Origin of the sequence: Paraburkholderia hospita (assembly GCF_002902965.1) — a bacterium.
GTDB classification, from domain to species: Bacteria; Pseudomonadota; Gammaproteobacteria; order Burkholderiales; family Burkholderiaceae; genus Paraburkholderia; species Paraburkholderia hospita.
On sequence record NZ_CP026106.1, the window covers coordinates 2,201,121 to 2,218,936 of the forward strand.

Genomic DNA, 17,816 nt, shown 5'->3' on the forward strand with positions numbered 1-17,816 from the left:
GACATGAGGCGGGCGCGCACCTGCGGGCATTAGCTGACCGCGAGACGCGCCGCGAGCGCGGCGAGCGCATCGCCGCATGGCGCTGCCACTTTCAGCGACAGCAACTCATCGGCGCGCGTGCGTCCCAGATTGATCGCGGCGACCGGCTTGCCCATCTTCTGCGCCCACACGCAGAAACGGTAGCCCGAATACACCATCAGCGACGAGCCGACCACGAGCATCGCGTCGGCGGCATCGAGCGCGTGTGTAGCCGCCTCGACGCGCGCCTTCGGCACGTTCTCGCCGAAAAACACGACATCGGGCTTCAGCAGCCCGCCGCAGTGCGGACACGCCGGAATGCGGAACGAGCCGAGGTCGTGCCATTCGAGATGCGCGTCGCCGTCGGCGGCCGGTTCGGCGATCACATCGAGCAGCGCGGGGTTCGCGTTGATCAGCGTTTGCTGGATCGACGCGCGCGTGTGATGCGAGTTGCAATCGAGACATGTCACTTCGCCGATGCTGCCGTGCAGTTCGATCACGTCGCTGCTGCCCGCGCGCTGATGCAGTCCGTCAACATTCTGCGTAACGAGCGCCCCTACATGCCCGGCCGCTTCGAGCCGCGCGAGCGCGTGATGCGCGGCATTCGGCGCGGCCTTCGCGACCACGGGCCAACCGACCGTGCTGCGCGCCCAGTAACGCTGGCGCGACGCGACGGAGCCAAGAAACTCCTGCAACGTGATGGGCGGCGAGCGTTTCCATTCGCCGTTTTCGTCGCGATAGCCGGGGATGCCGGAATCGGTACTGATACCCGCGCCCGTCAGCACGAAAAGCCGGGGATGGCGTTCGACGAAGTCATGCAAAGCGGCAAGCGCGTGAGGTTCGATCAGCGGGGACATAGAGTCGATGAAGCGGCGCGAGAGAGTGGTTGCAAACGGGTCATGAGGCAAACGCTTAGCGCTTCTTGCCCGGCTCGCCTTCGTGCTCAACCGGCTGCGCGTGCCGCGCTTCCCACGCAGCCAGCGCCGCGCGATACCGCGTGACCTCTTCCGCGTACAGATCGAACACGCACGGATCGCAGCCGCTATCGCAGCATTCGCTGGGGTCGGGCCGCGTGGGCGGCGTGGGGCGCGGATCGGCGGTGGCCGGCGCCCCCGAGTGCGTGGCCTCGTCAGCAGTCACATCTACTTCCAGTGGTTCGGGAAGCGTCAAGTATACGTCGAGTGCCCGCGCCGCGTTGTGTCACATACGGGTCATCCGCGGCCGACGAACGGCATCTTGCTCGCCATGATCGTCATGAACTGCACGTTCGCCGACAGCGGCAGATTCGCCATATTCAGCACGGCATCGGCGACATGTTCGACGTTCATCAGCGGCTCGACAGCGATCGTGCCGTTGGCCTGCGGCACGCCGCGGGCCATCCGCTCGGCCATTTCGGTCTCGGCGTTGCCAATGTCGATCTGGCCGCACACGATGTCGTAAGGCCGGCCATCGAGCGAGACCGACTTGGTGAGACCCGTGATCGCATGCTTGGTCGCCGTGTACGCAATGCTCAACGGCCGCGGCGCATGCGCGGAGATCGAGCCGTTGTTGATGATGCGCCCGCCTCGCGGCGTTTGCGCCTTCATCATCCCGAATGCTGCGCGCGTGCACAGGAACACGCCCGTGAGGTTGGTATCGACGACGGAACGCCAGTCGTCGAGTTCGATCTGGTCGATTTCGACGGGCGGCGCATTGCGGCCCGCGTTGTTGAACAGCACGTCGAGCCGCCCGTAGCGCAGCCGGATCGCGTCGAACAGCGCGGCGACGCTCGCGGCATCCGTCACGTCGCAGGCAATGGCGAGTGCGTCCTGGCCGCGTGCTTGTGCATCTGTTGCGAGCGCATCGAGTGGGGCCTGCCTGCGCCCCGTCAGTACGACGCTATAGCCGTTGGCAAGCAGCTTGAGCGCCGTCGCCTTGCCGATGCCGCTGCCCGCGCCTGTCACGAGCGCCACTTTGTTTGCTTGCGTTGTCTCTGCTGTCTGCGTCACACCGTATCTCCAGGTCGTGCTGCCCGCGACGCGGCGCGACGCTGCCCCGTCAATCGAGCGCGCGGTCGTTCGGCTTCGCGAACAGCTGTTTCATCTCCGCCGACAACGGGTAGTTCAGGTTGATGCCCTTCGGCGGAATGGATTGCGTGAACCACTTCAGGTAGAGGTTCGCCGCTTCGCCGGAAGTTTGCAAGCGCGCGATCACGCCGTCGACCAGTTTCTTGAAGCCCGGATCATCCTTGCGGAACATGCAGCCATACACTTCCGACATCGGCGACGTGCCTGTGATCACGTAGTCGTCGGCGTTCGCCTCTTTCGCTTTCGCGCCATACAGCAGCGGATCGTCCATCACGAAGGCGACCGCGCGCCCCGTCTTGACGTTGAGGAACGACTCGGCGTGATCCTTCGCGCTGATGAGGCGCATGTTCATCGACTTTTCGGCGTTCATCTGCCGCAGCAGACGCTCTTCTGACGTGCCCGCCGTCGTCACGACCGTCTTGTTGGCGAGATCGCCGAAGTCTTTCACGCCCGAGTCCTTCTTCACGATCATGCGCACACCGTACTGGAAGAAGCTGTTCGAGAAGGCGGCCTGGTTGTCGCGCTCTTTCGTGTGCGTGGTCGAGCCGCATTCGATATCGATCGTGCCGTTCTGCACGAGCGGAATACGGTTCTGCGACGTGATGGGAATCTCGCGCACCTTGAGGTCCGGCAGCTTCAGCTCTTTTTTCACCTCGTCGACGATCTTCAGCGCGATCGCCTGCGAATAGCCGATCACGTGCTGCTCTTCGTCGTAGTACGAGAACGGCACCGACGATTCGCGCACGCCGAGCGAAATCGCGCCCGTTTCGCGGATCTTCTTCAAGGTCGCGCTCGAGTCCTGCGCGTGCGCGTTGCCGCCTGCGAGGGTGACGGCGATCAGTGCCGCGAGCGTTGCGTGCTTCGTCATCGTTGTTTTCATCGTCTCTCCTGTTATGGATGTGTGTGCAACGAAATCAGCGGTCGTATGCGTAGGCATCGATATCGACGGACGGCGCGCGGCCCGCGATCACGTCGGCGATCACGCGCGCGCTGCCGCACGCGAGCGTGAAGCCCAGCGCGCCGTGGCCGGTGTTGAGCCAGAGGTTGCTATACGGCGTTCTGCCGATCAGCGGCTTCGAATCGGGCGTTGCGGGACGATGGCCGCACCAGGTCTGCGCGTTCGCGTAGTCGCCAGCGGCGGGGAAGATTTCCTGTGCCTGGCGCTTGAGCAGGTCGACGCGCCCCGCCCGCTGCGCGTCGCTTAGACCCGCGATCTCCACCATGCCTGCAATCCGCAAGCGCCCGCCAAGCGGCGCATACACGATCTTTCGATGCAGGTCCGTCACGCTGACGCGTGGCGTGTGCAGCGGATTAGCGTTGTGAATCGTCAGGCTGTAGCCCGTCAGCGGATAGACGGGCAGACGCACGCCAAGCGCATCGAGCAGCGGCACGCTGCCAAGCCCGAGCGCGACGACGAACGCATCGGCTTCGATATCGCCCGCTGCGGTGCGCGCCGCGACGATCCGCCCGCCCTCGCTGACGAGTTCGCGCACGGGCGTCTCGTAGCGGATGGTCACGCGATGCCGCCGCTGCAGCGCATCCGCGAGCGCAACGCCGAAGCGATGACAATCGCCCGCTTCTTCCGACGGTGTATGGATGCCGCCCGCGATCAGCGGCTGCGCATGCGCAAGCGCGGGTTCGAGCGCGACGCACGCGCTGCCGTCGAGCGCACGCTGATTCGAGCCCGCCGCGACGAGCAGTTCCATCTTGCGGCGCGCACGCTCGAACTCGTGCGGGTCGCGATAGACGACGAGCTTGCCGTTGCGCACGTAGTCGAACGCAATCGATTCGTGCTCGACGATCTCATGCAGCGCCGCCTTGCTGAGCGCGCCGAGGCTCAACATTTCCAGCGCCGTCTGCCGCGCGCGACGGCTGCGGCACGCGAGCAGGAACGCGACGCACCAGCGCCACTGCTGCGCGTCGAAACGCGGAATGAAGCGCAGCGCCGAATCGCGCTGCAACAGCCACGCGGGCAGCTTGGGCAGCACGGCGGGATCGGCGAGCGGCGCGACGTAGCTGTAGCTCAGCTGGCCGCCGTTCGCGAAGCTCGCTTCGAGCGCTGCGCCGCCGCGCGCCTCGACGATCGTGACGTCGTGGCCATCGCGGGCCAGACTCCAGGCCGTCGTCAGTCCGACGACGCCCGCTCCGAGGACACAGACATGCATGAAGGCTCACTACCTTGCGATTACATTGCAGGTGAGTGTCGCGCGCCGAAAACGGCGTATCAAATGACGAGATGCGAGGCTGCATAACCTCAGGTTAAGGGTGCGCTTCCCTGCATGTGGCTTATGCGAAATGCGCGCGCAACACGTCGACGAACGCGTTGCCCGCCTGCGACGTCAGCCCGCCGTCGCGCCACAACGCAAACACGCCGACCGACAACGGCGGTGTAACCGGCCGCACGGTGACAGCTTCCGCGCCGCTCTTCGCGGTCAGCTCGTCGAGCAGCGCATGGCCGATGCCGCGCGCGGCGAGCGCGCGGGCGACGTGCCACGTGTGCGCCTCGACGGCGGGCGCGTGGCCGTCGAGACCCAATGCTTCCAGCGCGTTGCCGATCATCTCGCCAAGCGGATCGGCATTGCCGATGCCGATCCAGTCCCCTTCGACGAACGCTTGCAGCGTCATCGGCGCGTCGCCTGCGGCTTCATCGCGCGGGCCGACGCATACGACGGGCGTGCGACCCAGCTCGGCGGACGCGATGCCCGGCCGCGCCGGCGGATTCAGCGCGACGGCCAGATCGAGATCGCGGGTGAGCAGCGCGTTCAGCAGTTCCTCCGTGTGACGCGTCTGGATTCGCAGCGACACACGCGGATACGCCCCGCGAAACGCCTCGATGGCGGGCGGAATCAGGCTCAGGCCAAGGCTCGGCAGACAGCCGATCCGCAAATGCCCTTCCGGCTGCCGCGCGAGATTGCGCGCGAGATCGCGGATGCTGTCGAGGTTGGTCTGCAGCTTCTGCGTTTCGGAGAACAGTAGCTCGGCTTCGCGCGTCGGCTGAAGGCGGCCGTGCACGCGGTTGAAGAGCGTGAGGCCCGCGCTGCGCTCCGCGTGCGCGAGCACCTTGCTGACGGCGGGCTGCGAAACGCACAGCAGTTCGGCCGCTTTCGACAGCGAGCCGGTGCGCATGATGGCGTGGAAAACTTCGATGTGGCGCAGGCGCATGGCGCGGGTTCGGGTCAGCGGGTCGGTGGAAAGGCGTCAAGGATACTGGCTTCGGTTCCGTTACGGCTTCATTACCGCTCTATTACAACGCTTGTCTCGGCTTGCGTTCCGCCGTGCCGCTTTCCGTCAATTCTTCGAACCCGGCGGCCCGCGATCTCTTTCCAATCCTGCCAATTTCGAGACGGGACGCGCGCCAATGGTATCGTTCGCCTTTGACGTGCATCACGAAAGTCCTGCCGGTATGACGAAACGGAATCCGGCAGACGAAACGCATCATGAATCAACCGAATCCGCCGCTGCCGCGCGCCGCCGACCAGGCCGCGCCCGCGCGCCGCTGGCCCCGCACAGGCAATCCGCCGATGTTCAACGCCACCATCGCGTGGCATGCCACGATGCTCGCGGGCTGGGTGCTCACGCCCATCGCCTGGCCGTGGTGGCTCGCCGGCATCTTCGCGAGCCATGTGGTCGTCGTGACGATTGGCTTGTGGCCGCGCTCGTCGCTGCTCGGCCCGAACTGGACGCGCTTGCCCGACACGCCGCGCAACGCCGACGCCGTCGCGCTGACGATCGACGACGGCCCCGACCCGGTCGTCACGCCCCAGGTGCTCGACCTGCTCGACGCGCACGGCGTACGCGCGACGTTCTTCTGCATCGGCACGCGCGCGCAACTTCATCCGGCGCTGATGCGCGAGATCGTCGCGCGCGGACACGCGGTCGAGAACCACTCGCAGGTCCACGTTCACACGTTCTCGGTCACGCTGCCGCGCGGACTGACGCGGGAAATCGACGCCGCGCAGCACACGCTCGAAGCGCTGACGGGCGAGCGCCCGCAGTTCTTCCGCGCGCCCGCCGGCCTGCGCAACGTGTTTCTCGAGCCGGTGCTGCAAAAGCTCGACTTGCGGCTCGCCGCCTGGACGCGGCGCGGCTTCGACACTCGCGAGCGCAACCCGCAGCGCGTGCTGGAACGGCTCGTCGATGGGCTCGCGGCGCGAGACATCCTGCTTCTACACGACGCGAGCGCAGCAAAGGACGCGTCGGGCAAGCCAGTCGTGCTCGACGTGCTGCCGCGTCTGATCGAGACCGTGCGCGCGCGCGGACTGCGCTTCGTGACGCTGCGCGAAGCGCGCGACGCCTGACCGACAGCGCCGCGCGCGGCAGGCGGAACGCCTAGGTGCGCCGCCGGATCAGGTGGTAGATCACGAGCAGCACGATTGCGCCGATGATCGACGCGATCCAGCCCGCCGCCTGCCCCGGTTGATACCAGCCAAGCGCGCGCCCGACATAGCCCGCGATCAGCGAGCCGGCAATGCCGATAATGATCGTCATGATCCAACCCATGCTGTCGTCGCCCGGTTTGAGCGCGCGTGCAATCAGACCAACGACCAACCCGACGACTATCGTGCCAATGAGGGAAAGCATGCAAACCTCCGATCAGAGTTAGCACTACGGTGCGCTGCTACTGCTCGCTACAGACGACATGCGGCCCCTGCCCGTTTTCCCGCCGCATGCCGCGACTGTACCGTTTCGGGACGCGCGCCATCGGACACAGCCTGGCGAACGCGCGCCATCGTCGTCGGGATTCCGGCGCAAACGCCGGACGCCCTATGCCCGTCAGATACGGAAATCGGCGGACATGTCCTCGTCGGTGCGCGCCTCGAGCTCGCCGCTTCGGCACGCTTTCATGAACACGTCATAATCGCGCTCGACCTGATCCGCATACGCCGCCGCATACTCGGCCAGCGCTTCCGCGAACTGGTCGCTGCGTCCAATATACGCGCTGATCTCGATCGCCTTGCCGCCCGCCTTCGCGTGCGCCCGCGCCAGCGCCCAGCCGCATAGGCGTGCATAGCCGTTCAGCTGGTCGACGTCGAACAGGTCGATACTCGGTGTCAGTTTCATGTCACGCAATTGCCGGAAGTAGAAATGCCGGCCCGCCGGACCCGTCGTCCAGCCGAGAAAGATATCGCTAGCCGCCTGCAGCATGCGCTGGCCTAGCACGACGCGCTCGCCCTCGTGCTTCGGCTCGGACTTGCGCGGCCCCGCCTTGAAATGCTGCGCGATCACCGAGCGCCGCGCCTCCTTGGCCTGCAGAAAGAGCGGCTTGCCGTGCGGATCGACGGTGAGCAGCACGAGACAGCGCGTGCCGACACTGCCGACGCCGACCACCTTGAACACGAGATCGTGCGGCACGAACTGCTCCAGCAGTTCGCGCCGGTCTTCGTTGAGCGTCTTGAGATAGCCTTCGTAGGTCTCGTGCATCAGCTTGCGCCAGTCGCCGATCCGGAACCAGTCGTCCTCGGCATCGAATAGCGTGCCCGAGCCATGTACGTGGAACAGACTGGGCGGCATGTCGCGCATCACGTAGCGGTCGCCGTCGCGCTCGCACAGCTTGTCGAGCATGCTTTCGTGCGTGCGGGTGGCCGCCCTCTCCATCCCTCGACGGATCAGCCGGCGATTCTCGGCGTTCACCGCCATGTCGACCATGCGGTCGAACGTGATCCGTTCGTACCACAGCTCCAGCGCGCCGCATTCGGCGTACTGCGCCATGCGGTCGCGATACTGGTTGGCAGCCGTCATCACGAGATCGTAGGCGGCGCCGCGGCTGAAGCGCATGTGCCGGGCGGCGACCACGAAGCTCGCGACGAGCCGCTTCAGGTCCCATTCGAACGGTGCGGTGGACACTTCGTCGAAATCGTTCAGATCGAAGATCAGCTGGCGCTCGGGTGTCGCGAAGCCGCCGAAGTTCAGCAGATGCGCATCGCCGCAGATGGGCAGCGTCAGTGGCGTGTGCGGTGTCATGCTGAGATCGTGCGCCTGCAGGATCGCGCTGCCGCGAAAGAACGTGAACGGCGACACCGCCATGCGCCCGTAGCGCAGCGGCACGAGGCGCTCGACGCGGCCTTCGCTGCTTTGCCGCAGCAAATCGACGGGATTGCGGTGCATATGGCCGATGGCGCGGTGACTGGAGCGTTTTGCGTGTTCGCGGGCCGCGCGCCCGCTGGCTTCCCGTTCCGCGATGGTGCTGGCCTTCATGCTTTTCTCCGTTCTTGTGAATCAGCTTGCATCGGGGCGCACTGCAACCGCGTGCCGCCAGGGGGCATCGTGACGTTGACCGCCTCGGGCTGGCGTGGATGGATCGTTCGAGGCGCGACGCGTGCGTGCGTCGCCGATTCGCGCAAAGGGTGCCGGACCGCAAACGTCCATCGGATCGACTGTATTAAATCCTGCGGCGAACGGGCGCGCAAGTCCGTATGCCGCCAAACCGCAGCGGCACAGGAACAGACGAGAAAGGAAGAAGCGATGGCGCAGGGCGCGCCATCGCATTGTCGCGTCAGAAGAAGCGCGGCGGCTGGAGAATCAGGGCAATGCGCACTGCCGGCGAAGGCAGCGCCGCAAGGCTCGTGCGGGCGGCCTCGGCGCGCTCGTTGAACGCGACGCGCGCGGCGCCCGACAGCGGCGCGACGAATTGATGTGCCGTCAGCGTCAGGGGATCGACGGGATGGTCGTCTTTGCGCACTTCGTAGTGCAGATGCGGCCCGGTTGCCGTGCCCGTACGGCCAACATAGCCGATCACCTGCCCCTGCTCGATACGCTGACCGACCTTCAGCTCGCCCGCGAACAGCGAAAGATGCGCGTAGTAGGTCGAATAGCCGTCGTCGTGACGCAGAACGATGTGTTTGCCGTAGCCGCGGCCGTTGACGGCCATTTCTACGATGCCCGCGGCTGCCGCGTAGATCGGCGTGCCGGCAGGCGCGGCCAGATCGACGCCCGTGTGAAAGCGAGGCTCGCCAAAGACGGGATGCACGCGCATGCCGAACGGCGAGCTTACGCGCCGGTAGTCCAGCGGCATCGCGAACGGCTCACCCGCGATCAGGTCGCCGTCGAGCGTGTAGTACGCGCCTTGCGACGCGCCGGGCGCGGTGAACCAGAGGGCATCGTACGCGCGGCCATTCAGACGGACTTCGAGAGAAGCAATGCGCGATGCGCCCGATTCGCTCGTTGCGTCCATCACGATCCGGTATTCGTCGCCCGCCTGCGCAGGCGCATCGACATCCAGCCGGCCAGCAAAGATCCGACCGATTTGCGCGACAACCGTCGCCGGAAAACCCGCTTGTGCGAGCGACTCGCGCAGCGTCGTGCCGATCGTGCCGGCGCTCGAGCGAAGCTCATCGTTAACCATAGCGAAGCCGGTGGCGCCGCCGAATGGCGTCGTCGCCTGGGCGAGGTCGCCAGATGCGTCTTCGGGCGTCACCCGGCCCGACCATTCGTGACCATCGTCGGAACGATCATGCGCAACGGGTACACACATCGTCGGCGTGGTGGCGCAGACCGTGCCGAGCACCAGTTCGTTCGACGGCATACGCACGTTGATCGATGCCGTCGAGTATGCGGGCGCGAGCGTGGCCGCGTCGTCGGGGTAGGCGGCGGCAGGCGCCGACGATGCATCGCCTGCAGAATTTGCAATGGATTCGGCCAGCGCGCGATCGGCGTCGCGCGACGAAGGCCCTACGGCATTGAACGAAGTGGCGGGTTGCGCGCCCGGCAATGTCATCTCGTGTGCAAGTGCATGATGGCGCTGCTGCTTGTGAGCGGAACCATGCTTGTGCGCCTTCGGAGCGGCCACGGCGGTGGACGTGCCAGGCACGACCGAAGCGCCGATCCACAATGCCGAAACAGCGGCCACGCTCGAAAGCGTCTTGCGTTTGACGGACAGCGGACGAACCGCTGCCGTAGAGATGCCCTGCCTGCGCGCGAGGAATGATCGCAGATGCTTCACGTCAGGTTCTCGCGTTGGAATCAAAGGGCGGCGGGCATGAGCGGCTGTACCGGGAAGGCACGGCTACGGCGCGTGGCGAGGCGAAGACGAATCGATCGATCCCGCGACCGGTTGGTCGCTCCATCGCGCCGCGCAGCCCGACAAGTGATCTTTTGAGTTTAGGGAGCCGAGGACGCGGGCTGAATCGCCTAATTCTTAATTTTCTTAAAACTTTCTTAGGTTGAATGCGTTTGCATTCAGAAAAGCGAGCCGTCGTCCGTTGCGGACGACGGCTTCAGGCTACAGCCGCTAGTTACAGCAAGCCGCGCAGATAGGCATCCCATTCGCCGATGCGCCTGTCCCACGAATAGAAGCGCGTGAAATATTCGACCTGTTGTGCGCGCAAGTACTCGTCTTCCGGCTTGCGCAGCCGGACGGTTTCGATTGCATCGTCGAGCACGGCGGCGAAGCGCTGCGCGTGCGCCTGCTGGTTTTCAGTGAACGGATAGAGCCTGGCGAAATTCGCACAGGTTTCCGGCAAGCCGCCGTACGCCGCGCAGACCGTGAGACAGCCCGCCGACATTGCTTCGATGGCGGCGATGCAGCTCGTTTCCGGCTCAATGTTCGGGTACGCGAAGATGTCGCATTCGCTCAGCGCCTTGCGCACGACGGCATTCGGCTGCGCGCCGTGATAGCGGATACGCGGATGCGCGCGGCATCGCTCGAACAGCGGCTGATATGGCGCGTCGCGCTCCGTCCAGTCGTAGATGCTGAAGCTCGAAAAGACGTCCAACTCGATGTCGGAATGGCGCGTCGCGAGATATTCGAAGACGGGAACAAGGATTTCGAGGCCGCGATCGGGCGTCGTGTGATAGATCAGGCGGATGCGCTCGCTGCGTCGCGGGAGATAGGCGCCGAATGGCTCGATCGCGTTTTGCAACACGCTCATCTCCGCGTAGGGCACGCCAGGAATCATCCGATACAGCGCCGCCTGATAATGCGATACACACACAATGCCCGCAAACGCCGCGCGATTTTCAGCCTGTTCCAGGAAGCTGGATTCTTCGCGGCTCGGTTTGTCGTGCAGCCAGAGAATGCGCTTTCGGTCGGGGTCGAGCCCGCGCACGCGGGAAGGAATGATCTGAAACTGTCGCACCAGTTCCGGATCGAGTCGCGCGTGCAGCGCTCGTAGCATCAATTCCGTGCCGCCAAGCGCGCGCACGCTCAGTTCGTTGGTTTCCATGTTCATGCGTCGGGTCCGTTGCGCGTCAGCACTCGCCGCCGATCGCCGTCAGCGGACTCGCCGCAATCGACGCGCCGAAATCGCCGTGCCACGTGTAGATGCCCTGATGCGACAGCTTCGATTGCGTATCGGCGAATACCTGCCCGCCGATATCGCGCCAACGCCGGCAGAACGCATAGTCTTCCGACAGATAACGGCCCGTGGAAGGCTCAACCATCACATCGAAGAAGCGGTAGCAGAGATCGTAGAGCGGCGAATCCGGCGGACCGTCGGGCACGTACTTCAGTTCGGGCAGGCGCGCGATCATTGTTTCGATCGCGCCGCGCTTGATGCACATGAAGCCCGTCGGCGCTTCGCTGACTTCCAGAAAGCCGTCGCCGTCGATCGCCGGCGAGACGCCATCGTGCGCGTTCACGGGATAACGCAGGTAGCGTGCGGCAAAGGTTTCCTGCGTGAGTCCGCCGGGCAGCACGCCCGGCCAGTCGAAACGCTTGAGGGGATACACGCCCGCCACGACATCACGATCGGCAAGCAGCAGCCGCAACACCTGATCGACGGAAAAGCCGATGTCCGCGTCGATCCAGAACAGATGCGTGTAGCCCGGATCGAGCAGAAATTCTGCGACGGCCTCATTGCGCGCGCGGGTAATCAGGCTTTCGCCTGAACGGATTCGCACCGAACCCTGCATGCCCGTCTGCCACATCGCGTTATTGAGCGCGAGCAGGCTATTTGCAAAGTTCGCCATGACGTTGCCGCCGTAGCATGGCGTCATGAAAAGCGGTTTCATCGATTGAAGTGCGGACGAGTCAAGCATGGAGGGTCTCTTTGTCTGGATGAAAATGAGCGTCGATGAGTATCGCGGACTATCCAAAAAAAGACTGTAAGAACACTCTTAATGCGATAAGACGCGCACTTTATTGAGATAGCGGGCTGGCACATTGCTGCCGCTCAAAAGACTCGCCGCGAACGCAGCTGAATCGCCGGTAAACAGCCTCCCATCAGGGTTCCGATCCCGCCGCGCACGTATTGACCGTGGTCAATTGTTCGACCGCTTGTGATGTCGATCCCACGCAGCGGCCGTATTTTTAGGACACGTCTCATATTCGCGCGCAGGTCTGCGCGACACACTCCCGCCTTTCGACTTTCATCCCGCAGCGTCACGCCTGCTGCGCCATTGCCGTGAACCCCCTTCTCCTCAAACGATCCAGCATCGCCTGCTTCGCGCTCATCAGCTCCGCGTGCTCATTCTTCGTGCCCCGCTCCACCGCGTCTACCTCGACGCCTGCGGACAACGCGCTCGTCATCGCCTCCGCCCGCGACTTCGCGTACATGCCCGCGCGGGATGGCCACGTCACCTTCGATCGCATCGCCAACACGGCGACGACGTCGATCCTCTTGAAGAAAGGTGTCGAGTCGGCGGTGCGCGACGCCGTCGTGTCTGCATGGCGCAAGTCGGGCATCGCCGTGACGACGCACGACAAGCTGGTGCTGAGCGGCCGGATCGAGGTGTTGTCGGTGGACGATGCGCGACCGCGGGCCACGTGGACGATGACCATTTGCTACTTCGTCACCAATGCGTCGACGAAGCAGACTGTCTACGTGAAGAGCAATACGGTCCATTTGTTCCGGCAGAAGTTCACGAATCCTGCACTCGCACTCGACGACGTCGTGAAAATCAGCGTCGATACGATCGTCAGAGATCCTTCGCTTCATCAGGCGTTACAGTCCGTCGAATAACAGGCGCGTTCTCCTCCGCGCTGCCGCCGCCGGGTTGCAGCGCACATTCCTTCCGCTGCGGCGTGTCTGCAGCCGGCATTTCGCTACAATCGGATATTTCCCATCTGAATTCGCCGCCGCGCGCGCCATGCGAACCAACGCCGCGCGGCGGCCCGTCCGAGCGAGCCGTCATGTCTCTCACCGCCTGGCTGTTTTTTCTCCCTGCGTGCTTCGCGATCAACATGGCGCCCGGGCCCAACAATCTGCTGTCGATCAACGTCGCCGCGCGGCACGGCTTCATGACGGCGTTCGTTGCCGGCAGCGGGCGGCTGGTCGCGTTTGCGGGCATGCTCGTGCTCGCTGCGACGGGCCTCGCCGTCGTGCTGCACGCATCCGAATTGTTCTTCCTCGCGATCAAACTGGTGGGCGCCGCCTATCTGATCTGGCTTGCTATCCAGTTGTGGCGCAGTGACGCCGGACCGATGGATGCGCTAAAGCAGGACGACGCATCGCTGTGGCGCATCGCGCGCCAGGAATGCTTTGTCGCGGCGGGCAATCCGAAGGCGATTCTGGTGTTCACCGCTTTCCTGCCGCAATTCGTCGATATTTCGAAGCCGATGCTGCCGCAATTCGCCGTGCTCGGCGCGAGCTTTCTCGTGCTCGAATGGTTCGCGATCGCGCTGTATTCGTGGGCGGGCATGTATCTCGGCAAATGGCTGACGCGCGCCACCGTGCGCCGCTGGTTCAACCGCTGCTGCGGCGCGTTTCTCGGCGCAATCGGTGTGAGCTTTCTGCTGGTGCGGCGTTCGAGCTGAATCTTCACTGCGGCGCCTGAAAAAAACGGATCGGACGCAAAACGTCCGATCCGTTTTTTATTGCCGCGCCGCGATCAATGTTCGAGCGCGAGCCAGATCGACTTCGGTTCCGTGAAGTTTTCGATCGCGACATCGCCGTGTTCACGGCCAAAGCCCGAATCACCCGAGCCGCCCCACGGCAGGCGCACGTCGGTATAGCCGTAGGTGTTGATCCAGACCGTGCCCGCCTTCAGCGCATGCGCGACGCGATGCACGCGGCCGATATCCGCGCTCCACACGCCCGCCGCGAGGCTGTACGCGGTGCCGTTCGCGATGCGCACGGCATCCTCTTCGTCGTTGAAACGCACGACGCTCGCCACCGGCCCGAAGATCTCCTCCTGCGAAATGCGCATTTCATGCTTGACGTTCGCGAACACCGTCGGCTCGACGAAGAAGCCTTTCTGCCCGATGCGCGCGCCGCCCGTCACAAGTGACGCTCCCTCGTTGCGACCGATGTCCACGTAATCGAGCACCGTCTTCATCTGCGCGGCCGACACGAGCGGGCCCATGGTCGTCTCGCGCTCGGACGGATCGCCGACCTTGAGCGCTTTCGCGCGCGCAGCGAGCCGTTCGACTACTTCGTCATAGACATCGCGATGCGCCAGAATGCGCGAGCCCGCCGAACACACCTGCCCCGTGTTGAAGAAAATGCCCGAGGCGGCAGCGCGAACCGCGTTGTCGATATTCGCATCGGCGAAAATCACGTTCGCCGATTTGCCGCCGAGTTCCAGCGTCACGCGCTTGAAGTTGCTCGCCGCGCCTTGCAGGATGCCGCGCCCGACCGACGGCGAACCGGTAAACGTCACCTTGTCGATACCCGGATGCGCGACGATCGCATCGCCGACCACGCGCCCCTTGCCCGTCACGATGTTCAGCACGCCAGGCGGCACGCCCGCCTCCAGCGCAAGTTCGCCAATGCGCAGCGCGGACAGCGGCGTGATCTCCGCGGGCTTCACGACCATCGTGCAGCCGCACGCGAGCGCGGGCGCGATCTTCCACATGCCGATCATCAGCGGGAAATTCCACGGCACGATCGCGCCGACCACGCCGACGGGCTCGCGCACCGTGTAGGTCAACGCGTCCGGACGCACAGGCACGACCTGGCCGTTGATCTTGTCGCACCAGCCGGCGTAGTACGCGAGCGTATCGATGGCGGCGGGCACGTCCTGGCGCTTGACGGCGGCGAGCGGCTTGCCCGCGTCGAGGCTTTCCAGCGCGACGATTTCGTCCTGACGCTCGCGCAGCAGTTCGGAGAAGCGCATCAGGATGCGGCCGCGCTCGGCGGCACGCATGCCGTTCCACACCTTCAGCGCGGCGCGCGCTGCCTTGACGGCCGTATCGACATCCTGCGCGCTGCCTTGCGCGACGAGCGCTATCGGCTCTTCAGTCGCGGGGTTGATGTTGACGGTGTATTCGCCGGTGCCGGGCGGCAGCCGCTTGCCGTCGATGAGAAGATCGTAGCGTCTGAGGTCGGTTTCAGTGTCCATCTCGTACTCCTTGCGATTGCGATATGGCTGCTTCGCGAACCGTTGGCTGAACCGCCCGCACCCTCGCGCTTATGAGGCACGCATCAGAGCCTCATCGGGTACGCACGGCATCGGTTCGTGTGTGGCTCCTTTTATGGCTGGATTGACAGATGCTGCGCCAGGCGTCGCGGACGCGCCAGCATGGTCGGGCAATTCCTTGCCGGCGAACAGCGCCCAGACGGCTTCGGCATTCGGTCGCAACGAGCGGTTGCGGCGGCGCACCAGCATCGTCGTCACGGACACCTCAGGCACGAGCGGAAGCGCGACGAGCGACGCCGGCAGCGCGGCGCAATGCTCGTCCACTGGCAATACGCCAATGCCGAGACCCAGTTCGATCATGCGCAACGCCGCGGCGAGATGTCCACATTCGTTGGCGCGTGCCGCATCGATACGATGCATGTTCAATGCCCGCTCTGTCACGTTGCGCGTGCCCGCCTCCGCATTCAGCGTGACGAGTTGCGTGACAGTCCTGGTATTGCGCAGCGCTTCCCAGTGCAGCGCGGCACCGGAGGCGAGCGGATGCGCCTGCGGCAGCACCGCGCACAACGGCGTCGAGACGAGTGGCTGCGTGTGAAAGGCATCGGCGCCAGCGACGTGTGCGTCGCACAGTACGCCGAAGTCGACTTCGCCCTGCTCGATGGCGGCGAGCACGGCATGTTGAGGCTGTTCCTTCGCGGTGACGATCAGATCGGGAAAGATCGCCGCAGTGCGCGCGAGCCGCTCGGGCAGCCAGCCCGATGACGTCACGGGATCGCACGCGACCACCACGACGCCTGTGTGCTCCTCGTGCGCGGCACGCTCTTCGCGCAACGTCAGCTCGATTTCCTCGATCAGCCGCCCGATGCGCCGTTCGAGCCGCGAGCCCGCTGTCGTCAGTTCGACCTGACGCGTCGTGCGATCGAAGAGACGCAATGCAATCGCCTCTTCGAGTTCGCGCACGCACCGGCTCACGGCCGACTGCGTCAGATCGAACTCGCGCGCCGCGCGGGTGAAGCTCCGCTGACGCGCGACGGCGACGAACACCTTCAATTGCTGCAACGATACGTTCATGTGTTCAGGTCGCCAGGTTGAAGTGAAACGGGTTTATTCGCCCGTCTGTTCCGGCCAGTGACGCAGGGCCGGTCCATTTGCCGCCAGTTCCGGCTCGAGTTCGTGAGATGCCTCGTTCGATGTAGCGATCCAGCGCGCGCGCATCGGTGCCAGCACGAACTTCGCCGACACGCCCGCTGCAATCGTGATCACTGCCGAGACGATGAACACCAGGTTCCAGCCGCCCGTCGCCGCGAGCACGGAAGCGATCGGCACGATCAGCGATGCCGTGCCCTTCGCGGTATAGAGCGTGCCCGCATTCGCCGCCGCGTACTTGCTGCCGAACGTATCCGCGCAGATGGCCGGGAAGATCGAGAAGATTTCACCCCAGAACAGGAAGATCAGTGCCGCGAACGTCATGAACGCATAGGGGTTCTGGCCATACTCCATCAACCCGAGCAGCGCGAGACCTTCGCCGATGAAGATCGCGAACATCGTGTTTTCGCGGCCAAACTTGTCGGAGATGAAGCCGCACAGCGGACGCGTGAAGCCGTTGCAGACGTTGTCGATGGAGAGCGTCATCGTCAGCAGCGGCAGCGTGGCGCCGAACAGCGTCATCGGCAGTTTCGCGAGGCCCCAGTCCTTCGCGATCGGACCGAGCTGCGCGGTCGCCATCAGGCCACCTGCGGCAACTGCAACGAACGATGCATAGATCACCCAGAACACAGGCGACTTGATCATCTGGCCTGGGGTGTAGTCCTGCTTCGTGACCGCGAACTTGCGCTTGGCGGGCGGTGCCTTTGTGCCGTCGGGTTTTCTCAGCAGCAGCGCGAGCACGAAAATGCAGACGCCTTGCAGGATGCCGAAGAACATGAACGTGTGCTCATAGCCCGTGCGCGTGATCATGTTCGCAATAGGAATCACCGTGACGGCCGCGCCTGCACCGAAGCCCGCCGCCGTCAGACCCGCGGCGAGACCGCGCTTGTCCGGGAACCACTTCAACGCATTGCCGACGCACGTGCCGTACACGCCGCCCGCGCCGATACCGGCGATCACGGACGCGGCGTACAACTCCGGCAGCGTCGTCGCATAGGAATTCATCACCCATGCGAGGCCCGCGCAGATCGCGCCGCCCGCGACGACGGGACGCGGACCGAAACGGTCGACGAGCCAACCTTCCACCGGCACCAGCCACGTCTCGGTCAGAATGAAGATCGAGAATGCGAGCTGAACTTCAGCCTGCCCCCAATGATGCTTTGTGCTCATCGGTGTGACGAATAGCGTCCACGCGTACTGAAGGTTGGCGACGAGCGCCATGCACAGGATGCCAAATGCGAGTTGCCACCACCGGTTGCGCCAGAACGCAACGGGCGCTTGCTGCGAAATGCTGTTCATGTGCCTGTCTCCGCTATCTATTTAGGGCAGCCGGCCAAAGCGCCGGTCTGT

17 protein-coding genes are annotated in these 17,816 nt (G+C 64.5%); 3 read left to right on the forward strand and 14 right to left on the reverse strand.

Annotated elements, in window-relative coordinates; genetic code table 11:
- Positions 1–29: 29 nt before the first annotated feature.
- From C2L64_RS28200 to C2L64_RS28225, 6 genes are all read right to left on the reverse strand, one after another.
- On the reverse strand, positions 30–875 hold the full coding sequence (locus tag C2L64_RS28200) for an NAD-dependent protein deacetylase (protein WP_009770408.1): 846 nt from the start codon (positions 873–875) through the stop codon (positions 30–32).
- Between the two features lie 55 nt (positions 876–930).
- Positions 931–1,158 (reverse strand): oxidoreductase-like domain-containing protein, encoded by a 228-nt coding sequence (locus tag C2L64_RS28205; protein ID WP_009770407.1) that lies wholly within the window; start codon positions 1,156–1,158, stop codon positions 931–933.
- Positions 1,159–1,229: 71 nt separating this feature from the next.
- Complete coding sequence (locus tag C2L64_RS28210) at positions 1,230–2,006, reverse strand: SDR family oxidoreductase (RefSeq protein WP_009770406.1); 777 nt, start codon at positions 2,004–2,006, stop codon at positions 1,230–1,232.
- 49 nt (positions 2,007–2,055) lie between these two features.
- Positions 2,056–2,952 (reverse strand): glutamate/aspartate ABC transporter substrate-binding protein, encoded by an 897-nt coding sequence (locus C2L64_RS28215; RefSeq protein WP_039902246.1) that lies wholly within the window; start codon positions 2,950–2,952, stop codon positions 2,056–2,058.
- Between the two features lie 46 nt (positions 2,953–2,998).
- Positions 2,999–4,249, reverse strand: a complete 1,251-nt coding sequence (locus tag C2L64_RS28220) for a D-amino acid dehydrogenase (protein WP_009770404.1) — start codon at positions 4,247–4,249, stop codon at positions 2,999–3,001.
- A gap of 121 nt (positions 4,250–4,370) precedes the next feature.
- Positions 4,371–5,246, reverse strand: a complete 876-nt coding sequence (locus tag C2L64_RS28225; RefSeq protein ID WP_009770403.1) for a LysR family transcriptional regulator — start codon at positions 5,244–5,246, stop codon at positions 4,371–4,373.
- 275 nt (positions 5,247–5,521) lie between these two features.
- Here C2L64_RS28225 and C2L64_RS28235 point away from each other — a divergent pair, with 275 nt between their 5' ends.
- Positions 5,522–6,382, forward strand: a complete 861-nt coding sequence (locus tag C2L64_RS28235) for a polysaccharide deacetylase family protein (RefSeq protein WP_009770401.1) — start codon at positions 5,522–5,524, stop codon at positions 6,380–6,382.
- 31 nt (positions 6,383–6,413) lie between these two features.
- Here the strand turns inward: C2L64_RS28235 and C2L64_RS28240 are convergent, their stop codons facing one another.
- From C2L64_RS28240 to C2L64_RS28260, 5 genes are all read right to left on the reverse strand, one after another.
- Positions 6,414–6,665, reverse strand: a complete 252-nt coding sequence (locus tag C2L64_RS28240) for a GlsB/YeaQ/YmgE family stress response membrane protein (protein WP_007744265.1) — start codon at positions 6,663–6,665, stop codon at positions 6,414–6,416.
- 192 nt (positions 6,666–6,857) lie between these two features.
- Positions 6,858–8,279, reverse strand: coding sequence for a DUF2252 domain-containing protein (locus tag C2L64_RS28245; protein ID WP_007744260.1), 1,422 nt, complete (start codon positions 8,277–8,279; stop codon positions 6,858–6,860).
- Positions 8,280–8,577: 298 nt separating this feature from the next.
- Positions 8,578–10,023, reverse strand: coding sequence for a M23 family metallopeptidase (locus tag C2L64_RS28250; protein WP_009770400.1), 1,446 nt, complete (start codon positions 10,021–10,023; stop codon positions 8,578–8,580).
- Positions 10,024–10,315: 292 nt separating this feature from the next.
- Complete coding sequence (locus tag C2L64_RS28255; protein ID WP_009770399.1) at positions 10,316–11,251, reverse strand: glycosyltransferase family 4 protein; 936 nt, start codon at positions 11,249–11,251, stop codon at positions 10,316–10,318.
- 19 nt (positions 11,252–11,270) lie between these two features.
- A complete protein-coding gene (locus C2L64_RS28260; protein WP_009770398.1) occupies positions 11,271–12,059 on the reverse strand; it encodes a hypothetical protein in 789 nt (262 codons plus the stop codon).
- A 365-nt stretch (positions 12,060–12,424) separates the two neighbouring features.
- Between C2L64_RS28260 and C2L64_RS28265 the strand changes: the two genes are divergently transcribed.
- Positions 12,425–12,982, forward strand: a complete 558-nt coding sequence (locus C2L64_RS28265; protein ID WP_051058285.1) for a hypothetical protein — start codon at positions 12,425–12,427, stop codon at positions 12,980–12,982.
- A 170-nt stretch (positions 12,983–13,152) separates the two neighbouring features.
- On the forward strand, positions 13,153–13,776 hold the full coding sequence (locus C2L64_RS28270) for a LysE family translocator (protein WP_009770396.1): 624 nt from the start codon (positions 13,153–13,155) through the stop codon (positions 13,774–13,776).
- A gap of 74 nt (positions 13,777–13,850) precedes the next feature.
- On the opposite strand, the gene C2L64_RS28275 is transcribed toward C2L64_RS28270, so the two are convergent.
- From C2L64_RS28275 to oxlT, 3 genes are all read right to left on the reverse strand, one after another.
- On the reverse strand, positions 13,851–15,302 hold the full coding sequence (locus C2L64_RS28275) for an aldehyde dehydrogenase family protein (RefSeq protein ID WP_009770395.1): 1,452 nt from the start codon (positions 15,300–15,302) through the stop codon (positions 13,851–13,853).
- Positions 15,303–15,371: 69 nt separating this feature from the next.
- Positions 15,372–16,391: a LysR family transcriptional regulator gene (locus C2L64_RS28280; RefSeq protein ID WP_009770394.1), complete on the reverse strand. Its 1,020-nt coding sequence runs from the start codon at positions 16,389–16,391 to the stop codon at positions 15,372–15,374.
- 33 nt (positions 16,392–16,424) lie between these two features.
- On the reverse strand, positions 16,425–17,765 hold the full coding sequence (gene oxlT, locus C2L64_RS28285; protein WP_007744252.1) for an oxalate/formate MFS antiporter: 1,341 nt from the start codon (positions 17,763–17,765) through the stop codon (positions 16,425–16,427).
- Positions 17,766–17,816 lie beyond the last annotated feature (51 nt).

What these genes read in the sequence shown, in the direction of transcription:
- C2L64_RS28260 (WP_009770398.1), bottom strand. Translation starts at nt 12,059, where the DNA reads ATGCTTGACTCGTCCGCACTTCAATCGATGAAACCGCTTTTCATGACG.
- C2L64_RS28270 (WP_009770396.1), top strand. Translation starts at nt 13,153, where the DNA reads ATGTCTCTCACCGCCTGGCTGTTTTTTCTCCCTGCGTGCTTCGCGATC.
- C2L64_RS28220 (WP_009770404.1), bottom strand. Translation starts at nt 4,249, where the DNA reads ATGCATGTCTGTGTCCTCGGAGCGGGCGTCGTCGGACTGACGACGGCC.
- C2L64_RS28215 (WP_039902246.1), bottom strand. Translation starts at nt 2,952, where the DNA reads ATGACGAAGCACGCAACGCTCGCGGCACTGATCGCCGTCACCCTCGCA.
- C2L64_RS28280 (WP_009770394.1), bottom strand. Translation starts at nt 16,391, where the DNA reads ATGAACGTATCGTTGCAGCAATTGAAGGTGTTCGTCGCCGTCGCGCGT.
- C2L64_RS28275 (WP_009770395.1), bottom strand. Translation starts at nt 15,302, where the DNA reads ATGGACACTGAAACCGACCTCAGACGCTACGATCTTCTCATCGACGGC.
- oxlT (WP_007744252.1), bottom strand. Translation starts at nt 17,765, where the DNA reads ATGAACAGCATTTCGCAGCAAGCGCCCGTTGCGTTCTGGCGCAACCGG.
- C2L64_RS28200 (WP_009770408.1), bottom strand. Translation starts at nt 875, where the DNA reads ATGTCCCCGCTGATCGAACCTCACGCGCTTGCCGCTTTGCATGACTTC.
- C2L64_RS28240 (WP_007744265.1), bottom strand. Translation starts at nt 6,665, where the DNA reads ATGCTTTCCCTCATTGGCACGATAGTCGTCGGGTTGGTCGTTGGTCTG.
- C2L64_RS28255 (WP_009770399.1), bottom strand. Translation starts at nt 11,251, where the DNA reads ATGAACATGGAAACCAACGAACTGAGCGTGCGCGCGCTTGGCGGCACG.
- C2L64_RS28225 (WP_009770403.1), bottom strand. Translation starts at nt 5,246, where the DNA reads ATGCGCCTGCGCCACATCGAAGTTTTCCACGCCATCATGCGCACCGGC.
- C2L64_RS28235 (WP_009770401.1), top strand. Translation starts at nt 5,522, where the DNA reads ATGAATCAACCGAATCCGCCGCTGCCGCGCGCCGCCGACCAGGCCGCG.
- C2L64_RS28245 (WP_007744260.1), bottom strand. Translation starts at nt 8,279, where the DNA reads ATGAAGGCCAGCACCATCGCGGAACGGGAAGCCAGCGGGCGCGCGGCC.